Annotated in this window: 20 protein-coding genes and 1 pseudogene; 18 read left to right on the forward strand and 3 right to left on the reverse strand. The window is 67.8% G+C overall.

Features of this window, described 5'->3' with window-relative positions:
- Window positions 1-3 precede the first annotated feature (3 nt).
- From rsmH to lpxC, 14 genes and pseudogenes are all read left to right on the forward strand, one after another.
- Entirely contained in the window at window positions 4-972 is a 969-nt protein-coding gene (gene rsmH / locus GQ674_RS01765; protein WP_159495759.1) for a 16S rRNA (cytosine(1402)-N(4))-methyltransferase RsmH, read from the forward strand.
- Window positions 969-1,232, forward strand: a complete 264-nt coding sequence (gene ftsL / locus GQ674_RS01770) for a cell division protein FtsL (protein WP_159495760.1) — start codon at window positions 969-971, stop codon at window positions 1,230-1,232. Before rsmH ends, ftsL begins: the two co-directional genes overlap by 4 nt.
- Window positions 1,229-3,073, forward strand: a complete 1,845-nt coding sequence (locus tag GQ674_RS01775; protein ID WP_159495761.1) for a penicillin-binding transpeptidase domain-containing protein — start codon at window positions 1,229-1,231, stop codon at window positions 3,071-3,073. Before ftsL ends, GQ674_RS01775 begins: the two co-directional genes overlap by 4 nt.
- Window positions 3,070-4,551 (forward strand): UDP-N-acetylmuramoyl-L-alanyl-D-glutamate--2,6-diaminopimelate ligase, encoded by a 1,482-nt coding sequence (locus GQ674_RS01780; RefSeq protein ID WP_159495762.1) that lies wholly within the window; start codon window positions 3,070-3,072, stop codon window positions 4,549-4,551. The genes GQ674_RS01775 and GQ674_RS01780 overlap by 4 nt, the downstream gene beginning before the upstream one ends.
- Window positions 4,548-5,942, forward strand: a complete 1,395-nt coding sequence (murF, locus tag GQ674_RS01785; protein WP_159495763.1) for a UDP-N-acetylmuramoyl-tripeptide--D-alanyl-D-alanine ligase — start codon at window positions 4,548-4,550, stop codon at window positions 5,940-5,942. The genes GQ674_RS01780 and murF overlap by 4 nt, the downstream gene beginning before the upstream one ends.
- Complete coding sequence (gene mraY, locus GQ674_RS01790; protein WP_038690505.1) at window positions 5,932-7,017, forward strand: phospho-N-acetylmuramoyl-pentapeptide-transferase; 1,086 nt, start codon at window positions 5,932-5,934, stop codon at window positions 7,015-7,017. Before murF ends, mraY begins: the two co-directional genes overlap by 11 nt.
- Window positions 7,017-8,363: a putative lipid II flippase FtsW gene (ftsW, locus tag GQ674_RS01795; RefSeq protein ID WP_038690504.1), complete on the forward strand. Its 1,347-nt coding sequence runs from the start codon at window positions 7,017-7,019 to the stop codon at window positions 8,361-8,363. The genes mraY and ftsW overlap by 1 nt, the downstream gene beginning before the upstream one ends.
- Window positions 8,360-9,451 carry an undecaprenyldiphospho-muramoylpentapeptide beta-N-acetylglucosaminyltransferase gene (gene murG, locus GQ674_RS01800; RefSeq protein ID WP_159495764.1) on the forward strand — a complete coding sequence of 364 codons (1,092 nt, stop codon included), beginning with the start codon at window positions 8,360-8,362 and terminating at the stop codon, window positions 9,449-9,451. The genes ftsW and murG overlap by 4 nt, the downstream gene beginning before the upstream one ends.
- 43 nt (window positions 9,452-9,494) lie before the next feature.
- On the forward strand, window positions 9,495-10,931 hold the full coding sequence (gene murC, locus GQ674_RS01805; RefSeq protein ID WP_159495765.1) for a UDP-N-acetylmuramate--L-alanine ligase: 1,437 nt from the start codon (window positions 9,495-9,497) through the stop codon (window positions 10,929-10,931).
- Window positions 10,928-11,920: a D-alanine--D-alanine ligase gene (locus tag GQ674_RS01810; RefSeq protein WP_159495766.1), complete on the forward strand. Its 993-nt coding sequence runs from the start codon at window positions 10,928-10,930 to the stop codon at window positions 11,918-11,920. Before murC ends, GQ674_RS01810 begins: the two co-directional genes overlap by 4 nt.
- Window positions 11,917-12,591: pseudogene (locus tag GQ674_RS01815) on the forward strand (cell division protein FtsQ/DivIB); the annotation flags it as partial. The gene GQ674_RS01810 and the pseudogene GQ674_RS01815, both read left to right, overlap by 4 nt.
- 53 nt (window positions 12,592-12,644) lie before the next feature.
- Entirely contained in the window at window positions 12,645-13,880 is a 1,236-nt protein-coding gene (gene ftsA, locus GQ674_RS01820) for a cell division protein FtsA (protein ID WP_017355446.1), read from the forward strand.
- Window positions 13,881-14,085: 205 nt separating this feature from the next.
- The gene (ftsZ, locus tag GQ674_RS01825; protein WP_038690500.1) at window positions 14,086-15,318 is read left to right on the forward strand and encodes a cell division protein FtsZ; all 1,233 of its coding nucleotides are present in this window, start codon (window positions 14,086-14,088) and stop codon (window positions 15,316-15,318) included.
- 179 nt (window positions 15,319-15,497) lie between these two features.
- Window positions 15,498-16,409, forward strand: a complete 912-nt coding sequence (gene lpxC, locus GQ674_RS01830) for a UDP-3-O-acyl-N-acetylglucosamine deacetylase (protein ID WP_128097505.1) — start codon at window positions 15,498-15,500, stop codon at window positions 16,407-16,409.
- A gap of 325 nt (window positions 16,410-16,734) precedes the next feature.
- Here the strand turns inward: lpxC and GQ674_RS01835 are convergent, their stop codons facing one another.
- Window positions 16,735-17,175, reverse strand: coding sequence for a DUF721 domain-containing protein (locus tag GQ674_RS01835; protein ID WP_159495768.1), 441 nt, complete (start codon window positions 17,173-17,175; stop codon window positions 16,735-16,737).
- A 12-nt stretch (window positions 17,176-17,187) separates the two neighbouring features.
- On the opposite strand from GQ674_RS01835, the gene GQ674_RS01840 reads away from it, so the two are divergent.
- The 3 genes from GQ674_RS01840 (at window position 17,188) to GQ674_RS01850 (ending at window position 22,194) form a co-directional block, all read left to right on the forward strand.
- Window positions 17,188-18,138 carry a M23 family metallopeptidase gene (locus GQ674_RS01840; RefSeq protein WP_038690496.1) on the forward strand — a complete coding sequence of 317 codons (951 nt, stop codon included), beginning with the start codon at window positions 17,188-17,190 and terminating at the stop codon, window positions 18,136-18,138.
- A gap of 230 nt (window positions 18,139-18,368) precedes the next feature.
- Window positions 18,369-21,101: a preprotein translocase subunit SecA gene (secA, locus tag GQ674_RS01845; protein ID WP_159495769.1), complete on the forward strand. Its 2,733-nt coding sequence runs from the start codon at window positions 18,369-18,371 to the stop codon at window positions 21,099-21,101.
- Window positions 21,102-21,240: 139 nt separating this feature from the next.
- Window positions 21,241-22,194 carry a Nudix family hydrolase gene (locus GQ674_RS01850; RefSeq protein ID WP_159495770.1) on the forward strand — a complete coding sequence of 318 codons (954 nt, stop codon included), beginning with the start codon at window positions 21,241-21,243 and terminating at the stop codon, window positions 22,192-22,194.
- A 113-nt stretch (window positions 22,195-22,307) separates the two neighbouring features.
- Here GQ674_RS01850 and GQ674_RS01855 read toward each other — a convergent pair whose 3' ends face one another.
- Window positions 22,308-22,892 carry a DUF4124 domain-containing protein gene (locus GQ674_RS01855; protein ID WP_159495771.1) on the reverse strand — a complete coding sequence of 195 codons (585 nt, stop codon included), beginning with the start codon at window positions 22,890-22,892 and terminating at the stop codon, window positions 22,308-22,310.
- Window positions 22,893-22,942: 50 nt separating this feature from the next.
- Complete coding sequence (gene metF / locus GQ674_RS01860; RefSeq protein ID WP_038692495.1) at window positions 22,943-23,770, reverse strand: methylenetetrahydrofolate reductase [NAD(P)H]; 828 nt, start codon at window positions 23,768-23,770, stop codon at window positions 22,943-22,945.
- Window positions 23,771-23,893: 123 nt separating this feature from the next.
- Here metF and GQ674_RS01865 point away from each other — a divergent pair, with 123 nt between their 5' ends.
- Window positions 23,894-24,772, forward strand: coding sequence for a TIGR01777 family oxidoreductase (locus tag GQ674_RS01865; RefSeq protein ID WP_159495772.1), 879 nt, complete (start codon window positions 23,894-23,896; stop codon window positions 24,770-24,772).
- The last annotated feature ends 19 nt before the right edge of the window (window positions 24,773-24,791 follow it).

Here is a 24,791-nt window from a genome sequence, read left to right on the forward strand (position 1 = left end):
CGGATGCGCGGAGCAGCGCAGACCGGTCACCTTCCGGTGTCGCAGTCGCCGGCGGGGCACCTGCCGGTTCTGTACACACAGGTCCTGGACGGCCTGAGGGTGATCGAAAACGGTACGTATCTCGATGGCACGTTTGGTCGTGGCGGTCACGCCCGCGGCGTGCTCGCGCAACTCGGTCCCGGAGGCCGGCTGCTGGTCATGGACAAGGATCCTGAAGCGATTGCGGTAGCCGAGCGCGATTTCGCGCCGGACCCGCGCGTCTCGATCTTCCGGGGCAGCTTCGCCGACCTGCTGCACTGGGACGCCACCGCCGACGGCCTAGACGGGGTGCTGTTCGACCTGGGCGTGTCCTCGCCTCAGCTGGACGTGGCCGAGCGTGGTTTCAGCTTTGGCAAGGACGGCCCGCTGGACATGCGCATGGACCCGGACAGCGGCGAAAGCGCGGCGCAGTGGCTCAACCGTGTTGAAGAACGCGAGCTGATGGACGTGCTGTGGACCTACGGCGAAGAGCGCCAGGGCCGCCGCATCGCCAAGGCCATCGTGGCCCGCCGCGACAAGCAGCCCTTCACCCGCACCGCCGAGTTGGCGGAGTTGATCGCCTCGGTGATGCCGCGTGGCAAGGACAAGATCCACCCCGCCACGCGCAGCTTCCAGGCCATTCGCATCCACATCAACCGCGAACTGGCCGACCTTGAAGCCGGCCTGGACGCGGCGATGGCGCGCCTCAAGCCCGGTGGAAGGCTGGCGGTGATCAGCTTCCATTCGCTGGAAGACCGCATCGTCAAGCAGTTCATGAACCGCCACGCCAAGGCCCCGCCGAGCAATCGCCGGCTGCCCGAGCTGGCCGCGTTCGTGCCGACTCTGGATCTGCATGGCGGCGCCATCAAGGCCGAGGACGACGAGCTGGCGGTCAACCCGCGCTCGCGCAGCGCCGTGCTGCGCGTGGCCGAAAAACGCGAGGTGGCCGGGTGAGTCGCCTCCTGCTCATCGTGCTGCTGGCCTGCACCGTCGCCTCGGCGATCGGGGTGGTGTTCATGCGCCACCGCCACCGCCAGACCTTCATCGAGCTGTCCAAGGCCGAGCGCGCGCGCGACGAGATCAACATTGAATTCGGCCGCCTGCAGCTGGAGCAGGCGACCCTGGCCGAGGCGACCCGGGTTGACCGGGTGGCCCGCGAGAAGCTGGGCATGAAGTTCCCGGAAGCGGCCGACGTGGTGGTGATCCGGCCATGAACAAGTCCGGTCGCAACCGCACCCGCAACAGTTTCAACCTGCGCCAGCGCCTGAAGTGGGTGGGTCTGGCGCTTGGGCTGTGCTCGGTGTCGCTGGTGGGCCGTGCGGCTTACGTGCAGATCATCAACAGCGATTTCTACCAGCGCCAGGGCGAAGCGCGGTACCTGCGCGAACTGCCGATCAACACCTCGCGCGGCATGATCACCGACCGCAACGGCGAGCCGGTGGCGGTGTCCACCCCGGTCGCCTCGATCTGGGTCAACCCGCAGGAACTGCTGCGCGCCCCGGACCGCATCCCCGAGCTGGCCACCGCGCTGGGCATGCCGCTGGACGAGCTGACCTCCAAGCTCTCGCAGAAGGCCGACAAGGAATTCATGTACCTGCGCCGCCGGATCAATCCGGACGACGCGGAAAAGGTGGTGGCGCTGAAGATCCCGGGCGTGGCCTCGCAGCGCGAGTTCCGCCGCTTCTACCCGCAGGGCGAGGCGATGGCGCACGTGCTGGGCTTCACCAACATCGACGACCGCGGCCAGGAAGGGCTGGAGCTGGCCTTCGACGAATGGCTGCGCGGCAAGGCCGGCGCCAAGCGGGTGATCCGCAACCGCAAGGGCGACACGGTGGAGAGCGACCTGCTGCGCGCCGCCGAGCCGGGAAAGGACCTCACCCTCAGCATCGACCGCCGCATCCAGTTCCTGGCTTTCAAGGAGCTGCGCAACGCGCTGATCGCCAACAAGGCGGCCGGCGGCTCGATGGTGATCATGGACGTGGCCACCGGCGAAGTGCTGGCCATGGTCAACCTGCCCACCTACAACCCCAATTCGGTCGGCGGCGCCGCCCCGGACACCCGCCGCAACCGCGCGGTGACCGACCTGGTCGAGCCGGGCTCGACCATGAAGCCGTTGACCATCGCCTCGGCGCTGCAGTCCGGGGTGGTCACCAAGGACACCACGGTGGACACCAACCCGGGCTACATGGCCGTGGGCCGGTTCACCATCAAGGACGTGCCGCGCAACAACGGCGTGCTCAACGTCACCGGCGTGATCACCCGCAGCTCGAACATCGGCGCGGCCAAGATCGCCGCCAAGATGCCCGACCAGGTGTTCTACGACCACGTCCACAGCTTCGGCTACGGCGTGTCCCCGCACAGCGGTTTTCCCGGTGAATCGGCCGGCGTGCTGCCGCGTCCGGCGCGCTGGAGCGGGTCGTCCAAGACCACCATGTCCTACGGCTACGGCCTGAACGTCACCCCGCTGCAGATCGCCACCGCCTATTCGGCGCTGGGCAACGGCGGCAAGTTGATCGCACCGACCTTCGTCAAGGGCCAGCGCAACGAAGGCAAGCAGATCATCGACGAGAACATCGCCAGGCAGGTGGTGGCGATGATGGAAACCGTGGTCACCCAGGGCGGCGCCAAGCAGGCCGCGGTGCTGGGTTACCACGTGGCCGGCAAGACCGGTACCGCACGCAAGGCCGGCCCCGGCGGCTACGAGCGCGGTCATTACAACGCGCTGTTCGCCGGCGTGGTGCCGGCGACCAACCCGCGCTTTGCCACGGTGATCGTGATCAACGACCCGCAGGCCGGCAAGTACTACGGCGGTCTGGTGTCGGCGCCGGTGTTCCACAACGTGATGGAAGGCGCGCTGCGCCTGATGGACGTGCCGCCGGACGACATCGAGTCGTGGCTGGCGGCACAGCAGTCCGGAAAGCTGGGGCATACCGCCTCGTCGTTGCCGGTGCCGCCGCCGGAAACGGTGATCGCCCCGGATGCCGCCGCCGAATTCGATGCCGCGCTGCCCAGCGCGCACGCCACGGTGCCGCCCGCGCAGGGAGGCACCCAATGAGCCAGACGATGTTGCTTTCGCAGTTGATTCCCGATGTGGTGCTGAGCCACGACCCGTCCATCACCGGCCTGGTGCTGGACAGCCGCGCCGTGCGCCCGGGCAATGCCTTCGTGGCGATCGCCGGCTTCGGCGCGCATGGCCTGGGCTTCGTCGACCAGGCGCTGGCCAACGGCGCCGACGCGATCCTGTTCGAGCCGCCGGCGCCGGCCGAGCTGCCGGCCCCGGCCGACGCCATTGCCGTGCCCGGCCTGCGTACGCGCATGGGCGCGATGGCCGACCAGTTCCACGGCCATCCATCGCGCGCGATGACGATGGTGGGCGTGACCGGCACCAACGGCAAAACGTCCACCGTGCAGCTGCTGGCCCAGGCCTGGCACCTGCTCGGCACCGCCAGTGGCAGTATCGGCACCTTGGGCGTAGGTCTGTATGGCCACGTGGTGCCGACCGGCTTCACCACGCCGCTGGTGCTGCAGATGCATGAAGTGCTGGCGCAGCTGCGCGACGACGGCGCGCGCGCGGTGGCAATGGAAGTCAGCTCGCACGCGCTGGACCAGGGCCGCGTGGATGCCGTGCACTACGACGTGGCGGTGTTCACCAACCTCACCCGCGATCATCTCGATTACCACGGCGACATGGCGCAGTACGGCGCGGCCAAGGCCAAGCTGTTCCACCGCGACGGCCTCAAGGCCGCCGTGGTGAACCTGGACGACAGCTTCGGCAGCGAACTGCTTCGCACCGTCGATGCCAGCGTGCGCCAGATCGGGCTGAGCTCGCGCGGCGCGCAGCAGGCTACGCTGCGCGCCGATTCGCTGAAGCTGGACGGCCGCGGCATCGCCTTCGACCTGGTGGTGGAGGGCGCGCGCCATCCGGTGCAGTCGCCGCTGCTGGGCCGCTTCAACGTGGACAACCTGCTGGCCGTGGCCGGCGCGCTGTATGCGCTGGACCATGCACCGGCCGCTATCGCCGCGCTGCTGTCGCAGCTGCAGCCCATTGCCGGGCGCATGAACCGGCTCGGCGGCGAGCACGGCCTGCCCACCGTAGTGGTCGACTACGCCCACACCCCCGACGCGCTGGAACAGGCGCTGGCCAGCCTGCACGACCACCTGGCCGGGCGCCTGGTCTGCGTGTTCGGCTGCGGCGGCGAGCGCGATACCGGCAAGCGGCCGCAGATGGCCGCCATCGCCGAGCGCGGCGCCAACGTGGTGATCGTCACCGACGACAACCCGCGCGGCGAAGACGGCGACGTGATCGTGGCCGACATCGTGGCCGGGCTGGCCAACCCCGCCGCCGCCATCGTGCAGCGCGACCGCGCCGCCGCCATCGCCACGGCGATCGGCCTGGCCGGTGCCGGCGACATCGTGCTGATTGCCGGCAAGGGCCACGAGCCCTACCAGGAAGTGAACGGCGTCAAGCATGCCTTCGACGACACCGTGGTGGCTGCCGGCGTGCTGGCTTCGCTGCAGGAGGTTGCCCCATGAAGCGCACCCCGCTGTCGCTGATCGCGCATTGGGCCGGTGGCGAGATCCATGGCGAGGACACCGCCATCGACGCCATCAGCAAGGATACCCGCACGCTTGCCCCGGGCAGCCTGTACGTGGCGCTGCGTGGCGACCGTTTCGACGGCCACGATTTCGCCGCCGATGCCGTCGCGCGCGGTGCCTCGGCGATGCTGGTCGAGCGCCTGCTCGACGTGGCGCTGCCGCAGATCCTGGTGGCCGACACCCAGCACGCGCTGGGCCGCATTGCCCATGGCATGCAGCGCGACCGCGCCGCCGGTGTGTTCGCCATCACCGGCAGCAACGGCAAGACCAGCGTCAAGACGCTGCTGCTGGCGATTTTGCAGCAGGTGGCACGTGAAGACCGCAAGGTGGTGTACGCCAACCCGGGCAATCTCAACAACGAGATCGGCCTGCCGCTGGCGGTGCTGGATGCCCCCGAAGACGCCGATTTCGCCGTCTACGAGATGGGCGCCGGCAAGCCGGGCGACATCGCCTACCTGACCGATATCGTGCGCCCGCGCTACGCACTGGTGAACAACATCGCCCCGGCCCACCTGGAGCGGATGGGCAGCCTGCAGGGCGTGGCCACCACCAAGGGCGCGATCTACGCGGCGCTGCCGGCCGATGGGGTGGCGGTGATCAACGCCGACGACGCCTTCGGCATCTGGTTCGAACAGCACATCGTGGGCCAGCCGCCGCGCTGCCGCGTGCTGCGCTACGGCCTGGACCACAGCGCCGACGTGAGTGCGTTGGCCATCCGACCGAGCGCCACCGGGAGCCAGTTCCTGCTCACCAGCCCGACCGGGAACGTGGAAATCGCGCTGGCCCTGCCGGGTCGCCACAACATCAGCAACGCACTTGCCGCCGCCTCGCTGGCGCTGGCCGCCGGCATCGGCCTGGACCAGATCGCGCAGGGCCTGGCCCGTGCCGAACCGGTTCCGGGCCGCCAGGTCGCGCACCAGCTGCCCAACGGCGCGGTGCTGATCGATGACAGCTACAACGCCAACCCCGGCTCGCTGGCTGCGGCGATCGACGCGCTGGCCGGCGGCAAGGACGAAGGCTGGCTGGTGCTGGGCGACATGCGCGAACTGGGCCCGGACGGCCAGGCGCTGCATGCCCAGGCCGGTCGCCGCGCACGCGATGCCGGGATCAAGCGCCTGTACACGCTGGGGCCGCTGAGCGCCGCCGCATCGAGCGCCTTCGGCGACGGCGGCCGGCACTTCCAGGATCACGACACGCTGGCCGCCGCGCTTGCCTCTGAACTGCATGCTGGCGTGCGCTGCCTGGTCAAGGGCTCGCGCGGCAGCGCCATGGACAAAATTGTGAAAGCGCTGCTGGCGCGAGGAGAGGAAACCCCCCATGTTGCTTGAACTGGCCCGATGGTTGCAGCAATTGGAGAGCCTGTTCGGGCTGTTCGGCTATCTGACGCTGCGCGGCATTCTTGCCGCGCTGACCGCGCTGTTCCTGTCGCTGTGGCTGGGCCCGGCGATGATCCGCAAGCTGGCCCAGTTCAAGGGCGGCCAGCCGATCCGCACCGACGGTCCGCAGACCCACTTCTCCAAGGCTGGCACGCCGACCATGGGCGGCTCGCTGATCCTGCTCACCATCACCCTGTCGGTGCTGTTGTGGGCCGACCTGCGCAACCGCTACGTGTGGGTGGTGCTGGCGGTGATGCTGTGCTTCGGCGCCATCGGCTGGTACGACGACTGGATCAAGATCGTGCGGCGCGACCCGAACGGCCTGAAGTCGCGCTGGAAGTACCTGCTGCAGTCGATTTTCGGCCTGGCCGCCGGTCTGTTCCTGTTCTACACCGCCGACGTACCCGCCGCGCTGACCTTCTACATCCCGATGTTCAAGTCGGTGGCGTTGCCGCTGGCCGGCATCAGCTTCGTGGCCATCGCCTACTTCTGGATCGTCGGCTTCTCCAACGCGGTCAACCTGACCGACGGTCTGGATGGTCTGGCGATCATGCCGACCGTGCTGGTGGCCTGCGCGCTGGGCGTGTTCGCCTATGCCTCGGGCAACGTGGTCTTCTCCAACTACCTGCAGATCCCGCAGATTCCCGGGGCCGGTGAACTGGTCATCATCTGCGCGGCCATTGCCGGTGCCGGCCTGGGCTTCCTGTGGTTCAACACCTACCCGGCCATGGTGTTCATGGGCGACATCGGCGCGCTGGCGCTGGGTGCGGTGCTGGGCACCATCGCGGTGATCACCCGCCAGGAGCTGGTGCTGGTGATCATGGGCGGCGTATTCGTGATCGAAACGCTGTCGGTGATGATCCAGGTCGCCTCGTTCAAGCTGACCGGCAAGCGCGTGTTCAAGATGGCGCCCATCCACCACCACTTCGAACTTAAGGGCTGGCCGGAGCCGCGCGTGATCGTGCGCTTCTGGATCATCTCGGTGGTGCTGGTACTGATCGGCCTGGCCACGTTGAAGGTCCGCTGATGAACGACCTGTCGCGCCAGGCAACCCGCCTTGAAGCCATCGGAGGCCACTTCGACAAGTGGCTGCTGGGCGCGATCATCGCGCTCACCGGGCTGGGCGTGGTGATGGTCGCGTCGAGCTCGATCGCCTTGATGAGCAGTCCGTTCTACTACCTCAACCGCCATCTGATCTTCCTGGCCATCGGCATCGTGCTGGCGGGCATCGCCATGCGCACCGAGCTCAAGAGCATCGAGCAGTACAACCAGGTGCTGCTGCTGGGCTGCTTCGCGCTGCTGGTGGTGGTGTTCGTTCCCGGCCTGGGCAGCAGCGTCAATGGCGCCCGGCGCTGGATCAACCTGGGCATCTCCAAGTTCCAGACCGTCGAAGCGGTGAAAGTGCTCTATATCGTGTGGCTGTCCAGCTACCTGGTGCGCTTCCGCGACGAGGTCAACGCCACCTGGCCGGCGATGCTCAAGCCGCTCGGCGTGGCCGGTGCGCTGGTGGTGCTGTTGCTGCTGCAGCCCGACTTCGGGTCGTCCACGCTGCTGCTGGCCATCACCGCCGGCATGTTGGTGCTGGGCGGCGTCAACATGCCGCGCATGTCGATGCCGGTGATCATCGGCATGGTCGGCATGAGCGCACTGGCGATCATCGAACCCTACCGCATGCGCCGCATCACCTCCTTCCTGGACCCGTGGGCCGACCAGCAGGGCGACGGCTACCAGCTGTCCAACGCGCTGATGGCCGTGGGCCGCGGCGAGTGGACCGGCGTGGGCCTGGGCAACTCGGTGCAGAAGCTGTATTACCTGCCCGAAGCGCATACCGACTTCATCTTCTCGGTCACCGCCGAGGAGCTGGGCTTCATCGGCACCTGCCTGATCATCGCGCTGTACGCACTGCTGGTGGGTCGCACCTTCTGGCTGGGCATGCGCTGCGTCGAAATGAAGCGCCACTTCTCCGGCTACATCGCCTTCGGCATCGGCCTGTGGATCAGCATGCAGAGCTTCGTCTCGATCGGGGTCAACCTGGGCATCCTGCCGACCAAGGGCCTGACCCTGCCGCTGATTTCCTCCGGCGGGTCCAGCGTGCTGATGACCTGCGTGGCGATGGGGCTGCTGCTGCGCGTGTCCTACGAACTGGATCGCGCCGAGCGCCGCCAGGCGGTGCGCATGGGCGCGGCCGAAGGCGACGAGCCGATGGATGCCGAGCCGGGCAGGGGCGCCAGTGCCTCGTCCGTGGCCGCCGCCATGCAGGACACCAAGGCCCATGACGGCAGCCCGCGTGATGGCCTGCCACGTGACAGCGCCTCGCGTGGCACCAGCCGCATGCAGCAACGCATCGAACCGACCCTGGGGAGGATGGGATGAACACTCAACCCGCTTCCTCCGAGCGCCCGGTGATGATCATGGCCGGCGGTACCGGTGGCCACATCTTCCCGGGCCTGGCCGTGGCCAAGGTGCTGCGTGCGCGCGGCATTCCGGTGACCTGGCTGGGCAGCGACGGCGGCATGGAAACGCGCCTGGTGCCGCAGCACGACATCCACATCGACACGCTGGCCATCAGCGGCCTGCGCGGCAAGGGCAAGCTGGCCCTGCTCGGCGCGCCGGGCCGCCTGCTGCGCGCGGTGCGCGCGGCCGGCTTCCTGATCCGCGACCGCCAGCCGCGTGCCGTGGTGTCCTTTGGCGGCTTCGCGTCCGGCCCCGGTGGCCTGGCCGCGCGCCTGCACGGATTGCCCCTGCTGGTGCACGAACAGAACCGCGCGCCGGGCCTGACCAACCGCGTGCTGTCGCGCTTCGCGCGGCGCGTGCTGACCGGCTTCCCGGGCAGCTTCGCCCAGCGCGAAGAAGCCGTGGGCAACCCGGTCCGCGCCGAGATCGCCGCGATCGCGCCGCCCGACGTGCGCCTGGCCAACCGTCAGGGGCCGCTGCGCCTGCTGGTGCTCGGCGGCAGCCAGGGCGCACGCGTGCTCAACAACGCCGTGCCGAAGGCGCTGGCCGCACTGGGCAGCGCTGTCGCCGTCGACGTGCGCCACCAGAGCGGCGAAAAGCTGCATGCCGAAGCCGTCAGCGCTTACCAGGCCGCCGGTGTCACCGCGCGCGTGGATGCGTTCATCGCCGACATGGCCGAGGCATTCGCCTGGGCCGACCTGGTGGTGTGCCGTGCCGGCGCTTCGACCCTGGCCGAGCTGTGCGCGGTGGGCGTGGGCAGCGTGCTGGTACCCTTCGCCGCCGCCGTGGATGACCACCAGACCCGCAACGCGGAGTACCTGGTCGACCGTGGCGCGGCCGTGTTGCTGAAGCAGGATGAAACGCTGGCCACGCACCTGGAAGGCGTGCTGCGCGATTTGTCCGAAAATTCCGCCCGTCGCATGCAGATGGCCAACGCCGCGCGTGCCCTGGCCAAGGTCGATGCCGCAGAGCGCATCGCCGACATCATCCTCGAGGAATCCAAATGAAGACCGCCACGCGCCATCGCGCCTGCCCGACGCGGGGCCGCGCATGATCCGCCGCCTGCACGATACCAACGACCTGGTGCGCGCGTTCCCGCGCGTGCACTTCGTCGGCATCGGCGGCACCGGCATGAGTGGCATCGCCGAAGTGATGCTGACCCTGGGCTATGAAGTGTCCGGCTCGGACAACGCCGACAACACCGCCACCCGCCGCCTGGCCAGCCTGGGCGCGCGCGTGATGCGCGGCCATTCGGCCGCCAACGTGCTGGGCACCGATTGCGTGGTGGTGTCCAGCGCGATCCGCGACGACAACCCCGAGCTGATGGAAGCGCGCAGCCAGCGCATTCCGATCATGCCGCGCGCGGCGATGCTGGCCGAGCTGATGCGCTTCCGACGCGGCATCGCCGTGGCCGGCACGCACGGCAAGACCACCACCACCAGCCTGACCGCAGCGGTGCTGAGCGAAGGCGGGCTGGACCCGACCTTCGTGATCGGCGGCCAGCTGCTGGCCGCCGGTGCCAACGCCAAGCTCGGCAGCGGGCAGTGGCTGGTGGCCGAAGCCGACGAAAGTGATGGCAGCTTCCTGCGCCTGAACCCGCTGGTCTCGGTGATCACCAACATCGATTCGGACCACCTGGAAAACTACGGCAACGATTTCGCCCGGGTCCAGGCCGCCTTCGCCGAATTCCTGCAGCGCCTGCCGTTCTACGGCCTGGCCGTGCTGTGCATCGATGACCCGGAAGTGGCGGCGCTGGCCGCGCAGACCCCGCGTCACGTGATGAGCTACGGCATGAGCAGCAATGCCGACGTGCGCGCCGAGGACGTGGTCCAGGACGGCCCGCGCATGCGCTTCACCCTGCGCCTGCCGGAAGGCAGTAGCTACCCGGTCACGCTGGCCCTGCCGGGTGCGCACAACGTGCTCAACGCGCTGGCCGCCGCCGCCGTGGGCTGGCAGCTGGGCGTCGCCCCGGAGGCCATCGCCCGCGCGCTGGAGAGCTTTGCCGGCATCGGCCGCCGCTTCAACGATCTTGGCATCATCACCACCCACACCGGTGCGCGGGTACGCCTGATCGACGACTACGGTCACCACCCGCGCGAGCTGGCCGCGGTGTTCGCGGCTGCCCGTGGCGGCTGGCCGGACCAGCGTCTGGTGGTGGCCTTCCAGCCGCACCGCTACAGCCGCACCCGCGACCAGTTCGATGCCTTCGCCGCGGTGCTGTCCGAAGTGGATGCGCTGGTACTGAGCGAGGTCTACCCGGCCGGCGAAGCGCCGATTCCGGGGGCCGACTCGCGTTCGCTGGCGCGCGCCATCCGTGCGCGCGGCCGCAGCGAGCCGGTCGTGGTGGGTCATACCGCCGAACTGTCGCACGTGCTGCCCGACGTGCTGCAGGACGGCGACCTGCTGTTGCTGATGGGCGCCGGCGATATCGGCCACGTTGCCCAGCTGATCGCAACCGAAGGCTTCACGGAGACCCCGGCAGCATGAACCCGATCTTCTTCCCGTCGCTGCGCGTCACCGACCCAGCCGTGTTCGGCCGCGTCGCGGTGCTGCTGGGCGGCACCTCCAGCGAACGCGAGGTGTCGCTGGATTCGGGCCGCAACGTGATCGCCGCGCTGCGCGCGCGCGGCGTCGACGCGGTGGCCGTGGATGGCATCCCGGCGCTGGCGCTGGCGCTGGTCGAAAAGCGTTTCGACCGCGTGTTCAACATCCTGCACGGTCATAACGGCGGCGGTGAGGACGGCATCGTGCAGGGGCTGATGGACGCCTTCGGCGTGCCGTACACCGGCTCCAAGGTGCTCGGCTCTGCGCTGAGCATGGACAAGATCCGCACCAAGCAGGTGTGGCTGTCGCTGGGCCTGCCCACGCCGCGCTACGTCAAACTGGTGGAGGGCGTGGAAGTGCACGCCGCCGCCGCCGAGCTGGGCCTGCCGGTGGTGGTCAAGCCGGCCAACGAAGGCTCCAGCGTGGGCATCAGCCGGGTCAGCGATGACGCCGGCCTGGACGACGCCGTGGCCCTGGCCGCGCGCTACGACGGCCAGCTGCTGATGGAACAGATGGTGGTGGGCGACGAGCTCACCGTGGCGATCCTGGGCGACCAGGCGCTGCCGTCGATCCGCATCGTGCCCAAGGGCCAGTGGTACGACTACAACGCCAAGTACATCGCCGAGGACACCCAATACCTGTGCCCCGGCCTGGAGGGCGATGACGAGGCCGAGATCCGCCGCATCGCGCTGGCTGCCTTCCAGGCCGCCGGCTGCCACGGCTGGGGTCGGGTGGACGTCATGCGCGACCGCGACAGTGGCCGCTTCTACCTGCTGGAAGTGAACACCGCGCCGGGCATGACCAGCCATTCGCTGGTGCCCAAGGCCGCCGCGCAGGCCGGTATCGGCTTCGAGGAGCTGGTCTGGCGTGTGCTGGAACAGACCCTGCCAGCCAACCTGCAGGATCTGGACAGGGAGCGTGCCCACGCATGAACGCGGTGCTGCGCATCTTCGTCTGGTTGCTGGCCCTGTCGGTCGTAGCGCTGCCCGTGGTGGCCGTGCTCAACGGCTGGGTCGGTGCCGAACGCTGGCCGTTGGCCAAGCTGCGCGTGCACGCCGAGTTCAAGCGGGTGCCGGCCGAACAGCTGCAGCAGGTGGTGCTGCCGTACGCCAAGGCCGGGTTCTTCGCGGTCAAGCTGCAGGATGCGCAGGACGCCATTGAGCAGCTGCCGTGGGTGGAAAGCGCGCAGGTGCGCAAGCAGTGGCCCGACGTGCTGGAGATCCGCTTGGTCGAGCACAAGCCGTTCGCGCGCTGGGGCAACGACCGCCTGCTGTCCGAGCAGGGCAAGCTGTTTGCCACGCCCAAGAAGCTGCAGGACCTGGCACTGCCCGACCTGGATGGCCCGGACAGCCAGACCGAGGAAGTGGTGGCGCTCTACAACGATGCCCGGGCGCTGTTCGCGCCGGCCGGGGTGGACGTCAAGCGGGTCAGCATGGACGCACGTGGCAGCTGGTCGCTGCTGCTCAGCAATGGCACCGAAGTGGTGGTGGGCCGCGATGACGCACGTTCGCGCCTGCAGCGTTTCGTGCGCGTGCTGCCGCAGCTGAGCAACCAGGCGGCGCCGATCGAACGCGCCGACCTCCGATATACCAATGGTTTCACGCTGAGCTGGGGTACCCCGGCCGCAACCGCGCCAAAGCCGGCGCAGGACAGGACATGAATCGCAAGGGTGACAAATCACTGATCGTTGGCCTGGATATCGGCACCTCCAAGGTGGTGGCGCTGGTCGGCGAATATTCGCCGGGCAATCCGATCGAGGTCATCGGCATCGGCTCGCACGAATCGCGCGGGCTCAAGCGCGGCGTGGTGGTGGACATCGAATCCACGGTGCAGTCCATCCAGCGCGCGGTGGAAGAGGCCGAGCTGATGGCCGGCTGCGAGATCCGCTCGGTGTATGCCTCTATCTCGGGCAACCACGTGCAGTGCAAGAACTCCCCCGGCATCGTGCCGATCCGCGACGGTGAAGTGACCTGGGGTGACCTGGACCGGGTACTCGACGCGGCCAAGGCGGTGGCGATCCCGGCCGACCAGAAGATCCTGCATGCGATCCCGCGCGAGTACGTGCTGGACGATTCGCAGGAAGGCATCCGCAACCCGGTCGGCATGACCGGCGTGCGCCTGGAGGTGCATGCGCACCTGGTGGTGTGCGCACAGTCGGCCGCGGCCAACATCAGCAAGTGCGTGCAGCGCTGCGGCCTGCAGGTGGACGACCTGGTGCTGTCCTCGCTGGCCTCCAGCGTGGCCGTGCTGACCGCCGACGAGCGCGAGCTGGGCGTGGTGCTGGTCGACATGGGCGCCGGCACCACCGACCTGGCCGTATTCGTGCAGGGCGCGATCTGCCACACCGCCTCGCTGCCGATCGCCGGTGACCACGTCACCAACGACATCGCGCACATGCTGCGCACGCCGACCCCGGAAGCGGAGCAGATCAAGGTGCGTTACGCCTGCGCGCTGGCCCAGCTGGCCACCGCCGAGGAGAGCATCCAGGTACCCAGCGTCGGCGATCGTCCGCCGCGCCGGATGCCGCGCCATGCGCTGGCCCAGGCAGTGCAGGGCCGTTACGAAGAAATTTTCGAGATGGTGCAGGCCGAACTGCGTCGCTCCGGTTTCGAGGAACTGGTGCGCGCCGGCATGGTGCTCACCGGCGGTGCCTCGAAGATGGAAGGCGTGGTCGAACTGGCCGAGGAAATGCTGCAGATGCCGGTACGCGTGGGCATTCCGCAGCACGTCACCGGCCTGGGCGAAGTGGTCGGCAACCCGGTGCACGCCACCGGCGTTGGCCTGCTGCTGATGGGCAGCCAGATCGAACACCCGCGCCGTCCGTCGCTGCCCACCGGCCGCGCGGGCAGCATGTTCAAAAAGCTCAAGACCTGGTTCCGCGGCGAATTCTGACGCGGCCCGCGGTAGAGCCGACCGTTGGTCGGCTGCATCACCTGCACCACCACCACCCCCGGCACCACTGCAACGCAACGCACCACCGCAACACCGCACCACCGGCAACACACAACCCACACAGCCGCAACGGCAACATGACGCGCGAAAGGCAGGAGGCCTGACCGCCCATGCCACCGAAAGCGGATACAACGAGGACACGGACATGGCGCATTTCGAACTGATTGAAAAGATGGCACCCAATGCGGTGATCAAGGTGATCGGCGTGGGCGGCGGCGGCGGTAACGCCGTGGCGCACATGGTCAGCACCAGTGTGGACGGCGTGGAGTTCATCACCGCCAACACCGACTCGCAGGCCATCAAGAATTGCGGTGCCAAGCTGCAGCTGCAGCTGGGTACCAACGTCACCAAGGGCCTGGGCGCAGGCGCGAACCCGGAAGTCGGCCGCCAGGCCGCGCTGGAAGATCGTGAGCGCATCATGGACGCGCTGCAGGGCGCGGACATGGTGTTCATCACCGCCGGCATGGGCGGCGGCACCGGCACCGGCGCCGCACCGGTGGTGGCACAGCTGGCCAAGGAGATGGGCATCCTGACCGTCGCCGTGGTCACCAAGCCGTTCCCGTTCGAAGGCCGTCGCCGCATGCAGGTGGCGCTGAAGGGCATCGAGGAGCTGAGCCAGCATTGCGACTCGCTGATCACCATCCCGAACGAAAAGCTGATCACCGTGCTGGGCCGCAACGCCACCATGATCCAGGCCTTCCGTGCCGCCAACGACGTCCTCCAGGGCGCCGTGCAGGGCATCGCCGACCTGATCGTGCGTCCGGGGCTGATCAACGTCGACTTCGCCGACGTGCGCACCGTCATGTCCGAAATGGGCCTGGCGATGATGGGCACCGGCACCGCCCGCGGCGATGACCGCGCCCAGGCTGCGGCCGAAGCGGCCATCCAGAACCCGCTGCTGGACGATGTGAACCTGGCCGGTGCCAACGGCATCCTGGTCAACATCACCGCCGGCGCCGACTTCACCATGGCCGAGTTCGACGAGATCGGCCGCACCATCGATGGCTTCGCGTCCGAAGATGCCACCGTGGTGGTCGGTACCGTGCTGGATCCGGACATGCAGGACGAAGTCCGCGTGACTGTGGTGGCCACCGGCCTGAACCGCGTCGTGGCCTCCAAGACCCAGCGTCCGGGCGAGCGCGCGCCGATCAAGCTGGTCCGCAACGCCACCACCGGCCAGCCGGAGTTCGGCGAGTTCGACACCGGCGGCGATGCGGTCTCCAAGGCCGTCGGCGGGATGGGCATGGGCATGGGCCTGCGTCGTCCGAGCGCCGATACCCCGGCGTCGTCGGCCCCGTCGTCGTCCGGCCCGGCGGCTGCTGAACTGCCCAACGATTACCTGGACATCCCGGCGTTCCTGCGCCGCCAGGCGGACTGAGGATTGCATGCCGGGGTCTTGTCCTCCCCGGTAAGCGCCTCCATGTCCCTTGCTGCCGGGCCCGGAGTGGCCCGGCAGTCTGCCGCCCGTCTTTCGATTCAGAAAGGGGTGGTGGTACTGCGTGTTATTCTTGTTTGTCACCGCCGCGCTGACTGCGCGCTCTCCCGGTCCTGCTCCCCATGATTCCGCAACGCACCCTCAAGAACACGATCCGCGCCACCGGCGTTGGCCTGCACAGCGGTGACAAGGTCTACATGACCCTGCGCCCGGCCCCGGTCAACCATGGCATCGTGTTCCGTCGGGTCGATCTGGAGCCGGTGGTGGAAGTGCCCGCGCGCGCGGACCTGGTCACCGAAGTCACCCTGTGCACCGGGCTGACCTACCACGAGGCCAAGATCCAGACCGTCGAACACCTGATGTCGGCCCTGGCCGGCCTGGGCGTGGACAACATCATCGTGGAGCTGTCCTCGGCCGAACTGCCGATCATGGACGGGTCCTCCGGGCCGTTCGTGTTCCTGCTGCAATCGGCGGGCATCGCCGAGCAGGACGCCCCCAAGCGCTTCATCCGCATTCTCAAGACGGTGGAAGTGACCGAAGGCGACAAGGTCGCCCGCTTCGAGCCCTACGAGGGCTACAAGCTCGGTTTCACCATCCAGTTCGATCACCCGATGATCCCGGCCAAGCAGTCGCGCGCCGAGATCGAGTTCTCCACGGCCGCCTACACCAAGGAAATCTCCCGCGCGCGCACCTTCGGGTTCATGCGTGACCTGGAGTACATGCGCGAGCGCAACCTGGGGCTGGGCGGCTCGATGGACAACGCCATCGTGCTCGACGAATTCCGCGTGCTCAACGACGACGGCCTGCGCTACGCCGACGAGTTCGTGCGCCACAAGATCCTCGACGCCATCGGCGACCTGTATCTGGCCGGCGGCCAGGTGCTGGGCGCCTATGAAGGCTTCAAGTCCGGGCATGCGCTCAACAACAAGCTGGTGCGCGCGCTGATGGCCGACGCTACGGCGTGGGAGTGGGTGAGCTATGACGCCGCTGCTGCTACGGCGCCGGTGGTTTATGGGGCGCCGGCGTACGCCTGAGGTCGCCACCCGGCCGAAGTAGCCACCCATGGGGCGGCTCTACCACCCGGCGGGATATCGCATTGATTTTATTGGAAAACGAACGGCGCCTTGGGCGCCGTTTCGCGTTTTCGGGGTATAGGCGGGGTGATCTTGACGTCAATGAACCGTGGACGTGCACAGGTCACGGAATTGTGAACCTGATCGAGGTTCTTGCTGAATTTAACGCAATTTTAATAAAAGACTAACGACTGGGCGGCGTTCCGCGGCTACGATGCTGGCCGGTTCCCTGACAAGTTCACGTGCTCGTGACGCGTCGGGGAAGGGGACGGATGCCCCGATGCCTTCAGGACTTGGTGAAATCCATGTCCTTCAGGCAGGCCAACGCGTCGCGTAGCCCTTTGTGCGTGGCGGCTGAAACTGCGTGGGGGCCATTCCGGTTGTCGATCGCTGGGGAGCGTGGAGGAGGGGCAGCCGCAGTTTTGACGGTCACCTTGGTGACCTTCAGCCCGATGGACCGGGCCGCGTCGATCAACTGTGCTTCGGCAAGCCTCAGCTTGGCGTGCCACACAGGGGAGTCGACGAGAAAAACGAGGTGCTCGCCGCTTACATTCGCCAGCCGGCAACGGGTGGCCAGTGCAGGCGGTAAATGGGGGCGCAATTGACGGTCCAGTGCGTCCAGCCACAAGGCTCGGCGCAGCGGGTTACCGGCTTTGTCCGCCATCACCGCATCCAACGCCGGCTTCGGCGTGGATGGGGATCGCGCACTGGATTTCGGCTCAGACATGAAAACTCACTGATGGCATTCAAAAAGATCGTAATCAAAACGCGTGAAGGAAAGGCCAAGACGCCCCTGGCGCGTTTGCGTTTCTACTTCGAAGATTCCCCCCGGGCCCTGCTGGGCAGCGTGCTGGGGGTTGGCTGCCTGATCGGCTTCGGTGCCGGCATCGGCGGCAGCATGTTCAATGATTCCCGGCTCCACGCCAAGGTCGCCCAGCAGGAACGCGAGCTGGCGCAGGCCCAGAAGGACGCCCAGACCCAGGTGAACGCGCTGGCAGCGCGGATGGGTGAACTGCAGGCGCAGGCCACCCGTCTCAACGCCCTGGGCGAACGACTGACCCAGATGGGCAAGCTGGAAGACGGCGAATTCGACTTCAACGAGACCCCCGGCCTCGGTGAAGGCGAGCCCGGCCCGACCCAGGACATCCCGGTCAGCGCGGTCAACGCCGACTTACAGGTGCTGGAGCAGCGCTTTGCTGCTTCAGGCCGCCAGTTGTCGGTGATGGAGTCGCTGATGTTCGACCACCAGCTCGAACAGAACGCGGTGCCCGGCCGCATGCCGATCCGCAACACCTATATCACCTCCAACTTCGGCACCCGCAGCGATCCGTTCGGTCGCGGTGCGGCCACCCACAAGGGCATGGACTTCCACGCCAAGGTCGGTGACCCGGTGATGTCGGTGGCCGACGGCGTGGTCAGCTTCGCCGGCGTGAAGGGCGGGTACGGCAACGTGGTCGACGTGGACCACGGCAACGGCTATGTCACCCGCTACGCGCACAACTCGCGCCTGGTGGTGAAGCCGGGCGACCTGGTGCGGGCCGGCCAGGAAGTGGCCAAGGCCGGCTCCACCGGCCGTTCCACCGGTGCCCACGTGCACTTCGAGGTGTGGGAACGTGGCCAGGTGGTCAACCCGCGCAAGTTCCTCGGTGACGGCGGCAATACCCCGGTCGGGCGCGTCTCGCGCGGCTGATCGCGTCGGGTAGTGCCGGCCGCTGGCCGGCACGCCTGCAGGGTCGCCGAATGCGGTATCCGGCCAGCGGCCGGCACTACCTCCACGGGGTTGAAACGCCAGGCCCCCGACCCAAGCTACAATGGGTATTGCCATAGACAGGGCGCAGTGCGCCCTGTTTCGTTTGCGGCCGACGCATCCCCCGGGGAGGGCGTGGCCGTTGGGGCGTCTCATTCCAACCGGTTCCTTCAATGATCAACAGCCTGCTTACCCGCGTCTTCGGCAGTCGTAATGAACGACAGCTGCGCCAGCTCAACCGCATCGTCGCCAAGGTCAATGCGTTGGAGCCGGAAATCGAAAAGCTCTCCGACGAGCAGCTCAAGGCCAAGACCCCGGAGTTCAAGCAGCGCATTGCTGACGGTGAAGCCCTGGACAAGGTGCTCCCGGAAGCGTTCGCGGTCTGCCGCGAAGCCAGCCGCCGCGTGCTGGGCATGCGCCACTACGACGTCCAGCTGATCGGCGGCATGGTGCTGCACCTGGGCAAGATCGCTGAAATGCGCACCGGTGAAGGCAAGACCCTGGTCGCCACGCTGCCGGTGTATCTGAACGCCCTGGAAGGCAAGGGCGTCCACGTGGTCACCGTGAACGACTACCTGGCCCGCCGCGACTCGGCGCAGATGGGCAAGCTGTACAACTGGCTGGGCCTGAGCGTGGGCGTGGTCTACCCGGGCATGCCGCACGGCGACAAGCGCGAGGCCTATGCCAGCGACATCACCTACGGCACCAACAACGAATTCGGTTTCGACTACCTGCGCGACAACATGGCGCTGTCGCGCGCGGACCGCTACCAGCGCGGCCTGCACTACGCCATCGTCGACGAAGTCGACTCGATCCTGATCGACGAAGCGCGTACCCCGCTGATCATCTCCGGCCCGGCCGACGATTCCCCGGAGCTGTACATCCGCGTCAACCGCGTGGTCCCGGGCCTGATCAAGCAGGACGCCGAAGACGGCGAAGGCGATTTCTGGGTCGACGAGAAGGGCAAGCAGGTGCACCTGTCCGAAGCGGGCATGGAGCACGCCGAGGCGCTGCTGGTGGAAGCGGGCATCCTCAATGCCGAAACCGAAGGCCTGTACGCCGCGCAGAACCTGACCGTGGTGCATCACCTCAATGCCGCCCTGCGCGCGCATGCCATCTACCAGCGCGACGTGGATTACATCGTGCGCGACGGTGAAGTGGTGATCGTCGACGAATTCACCGGCCGCACCCTGGCCGGCCGTCGCTGGTCCGACGGCCTGCACCAGGCGGTGGAAGCGAAGGAAGGCGTGCCGGTCCAGCGCGAGTACCAGACCCTGGCCAGCATCACCTTCCAGAACCTGTTCCGCATGTACAAGAAGCTGTCCGGCATGACCGGTACGGCCGATACGGAAGCCTACGAATTCCAGAGCATCTACAACCTGGAAGTGGTGGTGATCCCGACCAACCGCCCGACCATCCGCAAGGACGGGTCGGACCAGGTGTTCCTCAACCGCACCGGCAAATTCAACGCCGTGCTGGCCGACATCCAGGAATGCAACAAGCGCGGCCAGCCGGTGCTGGTGGGTACCACGTCGATCGAAACCTCGGAGATGCTGTCCGAGCACCTGCGCAAGGCCGGCGTGCACCACGAAGTGCTCAACGCCAAGCAGCATGACCGCGAAGCGACCATCATCGCCAACGCCGGCATGCCCGGTGCAGTGACCATCGCCACCAACATGGCCGGTCGCGGTACCGACATCGTGCTCGGCGGGTCGCTGGAAGCGCAGCTGCACGAGCTGGGCGAAGAGGCTACCGACGAACAGCGCGCCCAGGTCAAGGCCGAGTGGCAGAAGCGCCATGACGCGGTCAAGGCCGCCGGCGGCCTGCACATCGTGGGCACCGAACGCCACGAATCGCGCCGTATCGACAACCAGCTGCGTGGCCGTTCCGGTCGCCAGGGTGACCCGGGTTCGTCCCGCTTCTACCTGTCGCTGGAAGACAACCTGATGCGCATCTTCGCCTCGGACTGGGTCCAGAAGGCGATGCGCATGATGGGCATGAAGGAAGACGACGTCATCGAAGACCGCCTGGTCAGCCGCCAGATCGAAAAGGCGCAGCGCAAGGTGGAAGCGCACAACTTCGACATCCGCAAGAACCTGCTCGACTTCGACGACGTCAACAACGACCAGCGCAAGGTGATCTACGCCCAGCGCGACGAGCTGCTGGACGCCGAGTCGGTGAAGGACAACGTGGACGGCATCCGTGGCGACGTGATCTACGACATCGTGGCCCGTTTCGTGCCGCCGAACTCGATCGATGAGCAGTGGGACCTGCCGGGCCTGGAAGCCACCCTGGCCGCCGACCTGGGCGTGCAGATGGACGTGGTGGGGCTGGTCAAGCAGCACGAAGAACTGGATGCCGAGGCCATCGCGGAGAAGGTCCAGGCGCGCATTGACGCGCACTTCGCCGAGAAGGAAACCGGCGTGGGCGAAGACACCATGCGCGCACTTGAAAAGCACGTGATGCTGACCGTGCTCGACCAGAGCTGGAAGGAGCACCTGGCGCGCATGGATTACCTGCGCCAGGGCATCTACCTGCGCGGTTACGCGCAGAAGCAGCCCAAGCAGGAATACAAGAAGGAAGCCTTCGAGCTGTTCTCGGAAATGCTCGAGAACGTCAAGCGCGAAGTGGTGACCCTGCTGGCGCGTGTGCGCATCCGCAGCGAAGAAGAAGTGGAAGCGCTGGAGCAGGCCGAACGCCAGCAGGCGCAGGCGCGCCTGATGCAGTCGCAGTTCCAGCACCAGGATGCCGGCGGCTACAGCGCCGACGAAGAGGCTGCGCAGGTGGAAGCGGCGCAGAACGGCGTGGCCCAGGTGGGCCGTGACGAGCCCAAGGTGGGCCGCAACGATCCGTGCCCCTGCGGCAGTGGCAAGAAGTACAAGCACTGCCACGGTCAGCTGACCTGACCCCAGGACGCCCCGCCAAGTGCGGGGCGTCTGCTATCTGGGGGTAGAGCCACGCCATGCGTGGCTGCACCCCGGCCCGGCACCGGCCGATGCTTTTTCGGGATTGCGCCAGCACCGCGCTATTGGGCATGCTCCCCCCATGCCATCCCCCAAACGATCGATCCACGTCGTGGCCGGCGTCATCACCGACGCCCGCGGCCGCATCCTGCTCAACCGCCGTACCGAAGACCGCGACATGGGCGGCCTCTGGGAGTTTCCCGGCGGCAAGCGCGAGCCCGGCGAAAGCTCCGAGCAGGCGCTGGTGCGCGAACTGCGCGAGGAACTGGGGATCGAAGCGGAGGTGGGCGAGTGGATCATGGACGTGCCGCAGATCTACCCCGACAAGCGGCTGCGCCTGGAAGTCCGCCGGATCAGCAGCTGGAAGGGCAGCCCCCGCGGGCGTGAGGGCCAGGCCATCACCTGGGTCACGCCGGACAAGTTGTCGCGCTATTCGATGCCGCCGGCCGACCTGCCGGTGGTGGCCGCGCTACGCCAGCCCGACCGCTACCTGATCACCCCCGAGCCCGAGGCCGACCACGCCCAGGCCCACCACGACTGGCACCAGCGCCTGGCCCAGGCACTGGCCGCAGGGGTCAGCCGGATCCAGTTGCGCACCCCCGCCAGCCCGGCGCGGGTGGCGCTGGCCGAACAGGCCATCCAGACGCACCGTGGCCGCGTGCAGTGGCTGCTCAACCGCGACATCGCGCTGGCCCAGCGGCTGGGCGTGGGTGTGCACCTGGGCAGCGAACAGCTGCTGCAGCTGGATGCCCGCCCGCTGCCGGCCGACCAGCTGGTGGCCGCCTCCTGCCACGACCTGGAGCAGCTGCAGGCCGCGCAACGACTGGGTTGCGACTTCGCCGTGCTCGGCCCGGTCCAGCCCAGCGCCAGCCATCCCGGCGGCACGCCGCTGGGCTGGGAAGCCTTCGAAGCCCTGCGCGAGCAGGTATCGCTGCCGCTGTATGCGCTGGGTGGCCTGCACCCGGACGACATCGAACAGGCCCGCCGCCACGGAGCCCAAGGCATCGCCGCGATCCGCGCGCTCTGGCCCACCTGATCCGTAGTGCCGGGCTCTGCCCGGCAACTCATGCCGCCTGGCCGCTTTGCCCGGCAATTCATGCCACCGGGCCGCCATGCCTGGCGATTCCCTCTGCCGGGCAGAGTCCGGCGCTACAGCGTGATCCAAAAACACCCGTACTGCCGCCGCAGCCCGAACACCGTGCGCGCCGGCGTCGCCGTGCTGCCCAGCGTCTGCTCCAGCCGCAGCCCCACCGGACGCGGCCGGCGCGGCGCCACCTCCGCCAGCGGCTGCCCATCGCTGCCCAGCACCGGCGCGGCGTCAGTCGCCAGCCGCGGCTCCTCATCGCTGGCCGGATACACCGGCGCGATATCCACCAGCGGCCGCTGCACCACCGATTCCAGCCGGCCGATGATCTGGTTGGCAGTGGCGTTGGAGACGTTGTTCCACAGATAGATGGACGACAGCCGGTTCACGTCCTGCTGGCTGACCGCGTCGCGGATCTGCCCGGTCAACTCGCTGAGCCGACGCGCGCACCCGGCGCGGTAGATGCCGGTGTTGCCCACGGTGGGCGTGCGTGCCGGCATCCGCTCGGTGGCGCCAAGCGCATCGCAGCGGCGGTCGGTGAAGACGGTCTGGCCCTGCGCGTTGGTACACCGGTTCACGCGCTGCGCCTGCGCCGATGCCGGGGCAGGCAGGCACAGCGCGCACAGCAGGAGCGGCAGAAGCAGTTTCATCGCAGCAGAGTAGCCGCGCCGGCGTTATCTGCAAGCGATTTGCGCGGGTGTCAGCCCTTGAGCAGCTTCAACACCTGGGTGGTCGGCTTGGCCAGATTGAGGGTGTAGAAATGCAGCCCCGGCGCGCCGCCGGCCACCAGCCGTTCGCACAGCCCGGCAACCACTTCCGCACCGAATGCGCGCACCGATTCGGCATCGTCGCCGTAGGCCTGCATCTTCTTGCCGATCCAGCGCGGGATCTCCGCGCCGCACTGCTCGGAGAAGCGGCGCAGCTGGCTGAAGTTGGAGATCGGCATGATGCCCGGCACGATCGGCACGGTCACCCCGAGCGCGCGCACTGCATCGACGAAATGGAAATACGCATCGGCGTTGAAGAAGTACTGGGTGATCGCGGCATCGGCGCCGGCGTCGATCTTGGTCTTGAAGTGCTTCAGGTCCAGCAGCGCATCGTTGGCCTGCGGATGCGTCTCCGGGTAGGCACCCACTTCGATGCGGAACGCATCGCCGTGCTCGGCGCGGATGAAGCTGATCAGGTCCGACGCATAGCGCAGGTCGCCGGGGTGGCCCATGCCCGAGGGCAGGTCGCCGCGCAGGGCGACGATGCGGCGGCACCCGATGGCGCGGTACAGCTTGAGCAGTTCGCGGATTTCCTCGCGGCTGCCGCCCACGCAGGACAGGTGCGGCGCCGCCTCGAACCCGTGGTGCTGCTTGAGATGGCGCACGGTTTCGGAGGTGTAGCTGAGGGTCGAACCGCCGGCCCCGAACGTACACGACACATACTCCGGCGCGAACGCTTTCAGCTTGGCCGCCGTGCGATCAAGCTGGGCGCGCTGGTCATCGGTCTTGGGCGGGTAGAACTCGAAGCTGATGGCGGTCATGGGCGGCGGCGGCAGCGGGTGTGTGGCCATCATATCGCTTCATCGCGATGAATGTAAAAGAGTGCTGCCGTGACCTGCACGCGATGTCGATTACAGTGCCTGTCCAGAGAGGGAGGAGTGAAGATGGACATCCTGATCACCGGCGGCACGGGTTTCATCGGTCGCCCCCTGTGCGAGCAGCTGCTGGAACGGGGGCACCGGGTCAGCGTGCTGACCCGCTCCCCCGGCCGCACCCCGCCGCCGGGCGTGCAGTACGTGGGGCAGCTGGACGATGTGGGACCGGTGCAGGCGGTGGTGAACCTGGCCGGCGAGCCGCTGACCGAGGGCCGTTGGACCGACGCTCGCAAGCAGGCCTTCCACACCTCGCGGATCGGCACCACGCGCGCGCTGCTGGCGTGGATGCAGGCATTGCCGACGCCGCCGCAGGTGCTGGTATCCGGTTCGGCGATTGGCTACTACGGGCCGGGGGATGCCACCCCGCTGGACGAGGCCGCCTCGCCCGGCCATGACTTCGCCGCGATGCTGTGCCGGCAATGGGAGGCCGAGGCGTTCAGGGCCGACGCGCTGGGCATACGCACCTGCGTGGTGCGCACCGGCATCGTGCTCGATCGCGACGGCGGCGCGCTGGCGCGGATGCTGCCGCCGTTCCGGCTGGGGCTGGGCGGTCCGATGGGCGATGGCGACCAATGGATGAGCTGGATCCATCGTGCCGACCTGGTCGGGCTGATCCTGTGGCTGCTGAGCAACGACACCGCCCGCGGCGCCTACAACGGCACGGCACCGGCGGCGGTGACCAATGCCGAATTCGCGCGCACCCTGGCCAAGGTGCTGGGCCGGCCTGCGCTGCTGACCACGCCCGCCTTCGCGCTGAAGCTGGCGTTCGGGGAAATGGCCGGGCTGCTGCTCACCGGGCAGAACGTGGTGCCGGCGCGCGCGTTGGAGGATGGTTACGTGTTCAAGCACCCAAGGTTGGAACAGGCGCTGGAGGCGATCCTGGGCTGATGGCGTGGACGGTCGCCGG

Source organism: Stenotrophomonas sp. 364 (genome assembly GCF_009832905.1).
GTDB classification, from domain to species: domain Bacteria; phylum Pseudomonadota; class Gammaproteobacteria; order Xanthomonadales; family Xanthomonadaceae; genus Stenotrophomonas; species Stenotrophomonas maltophilia_AP.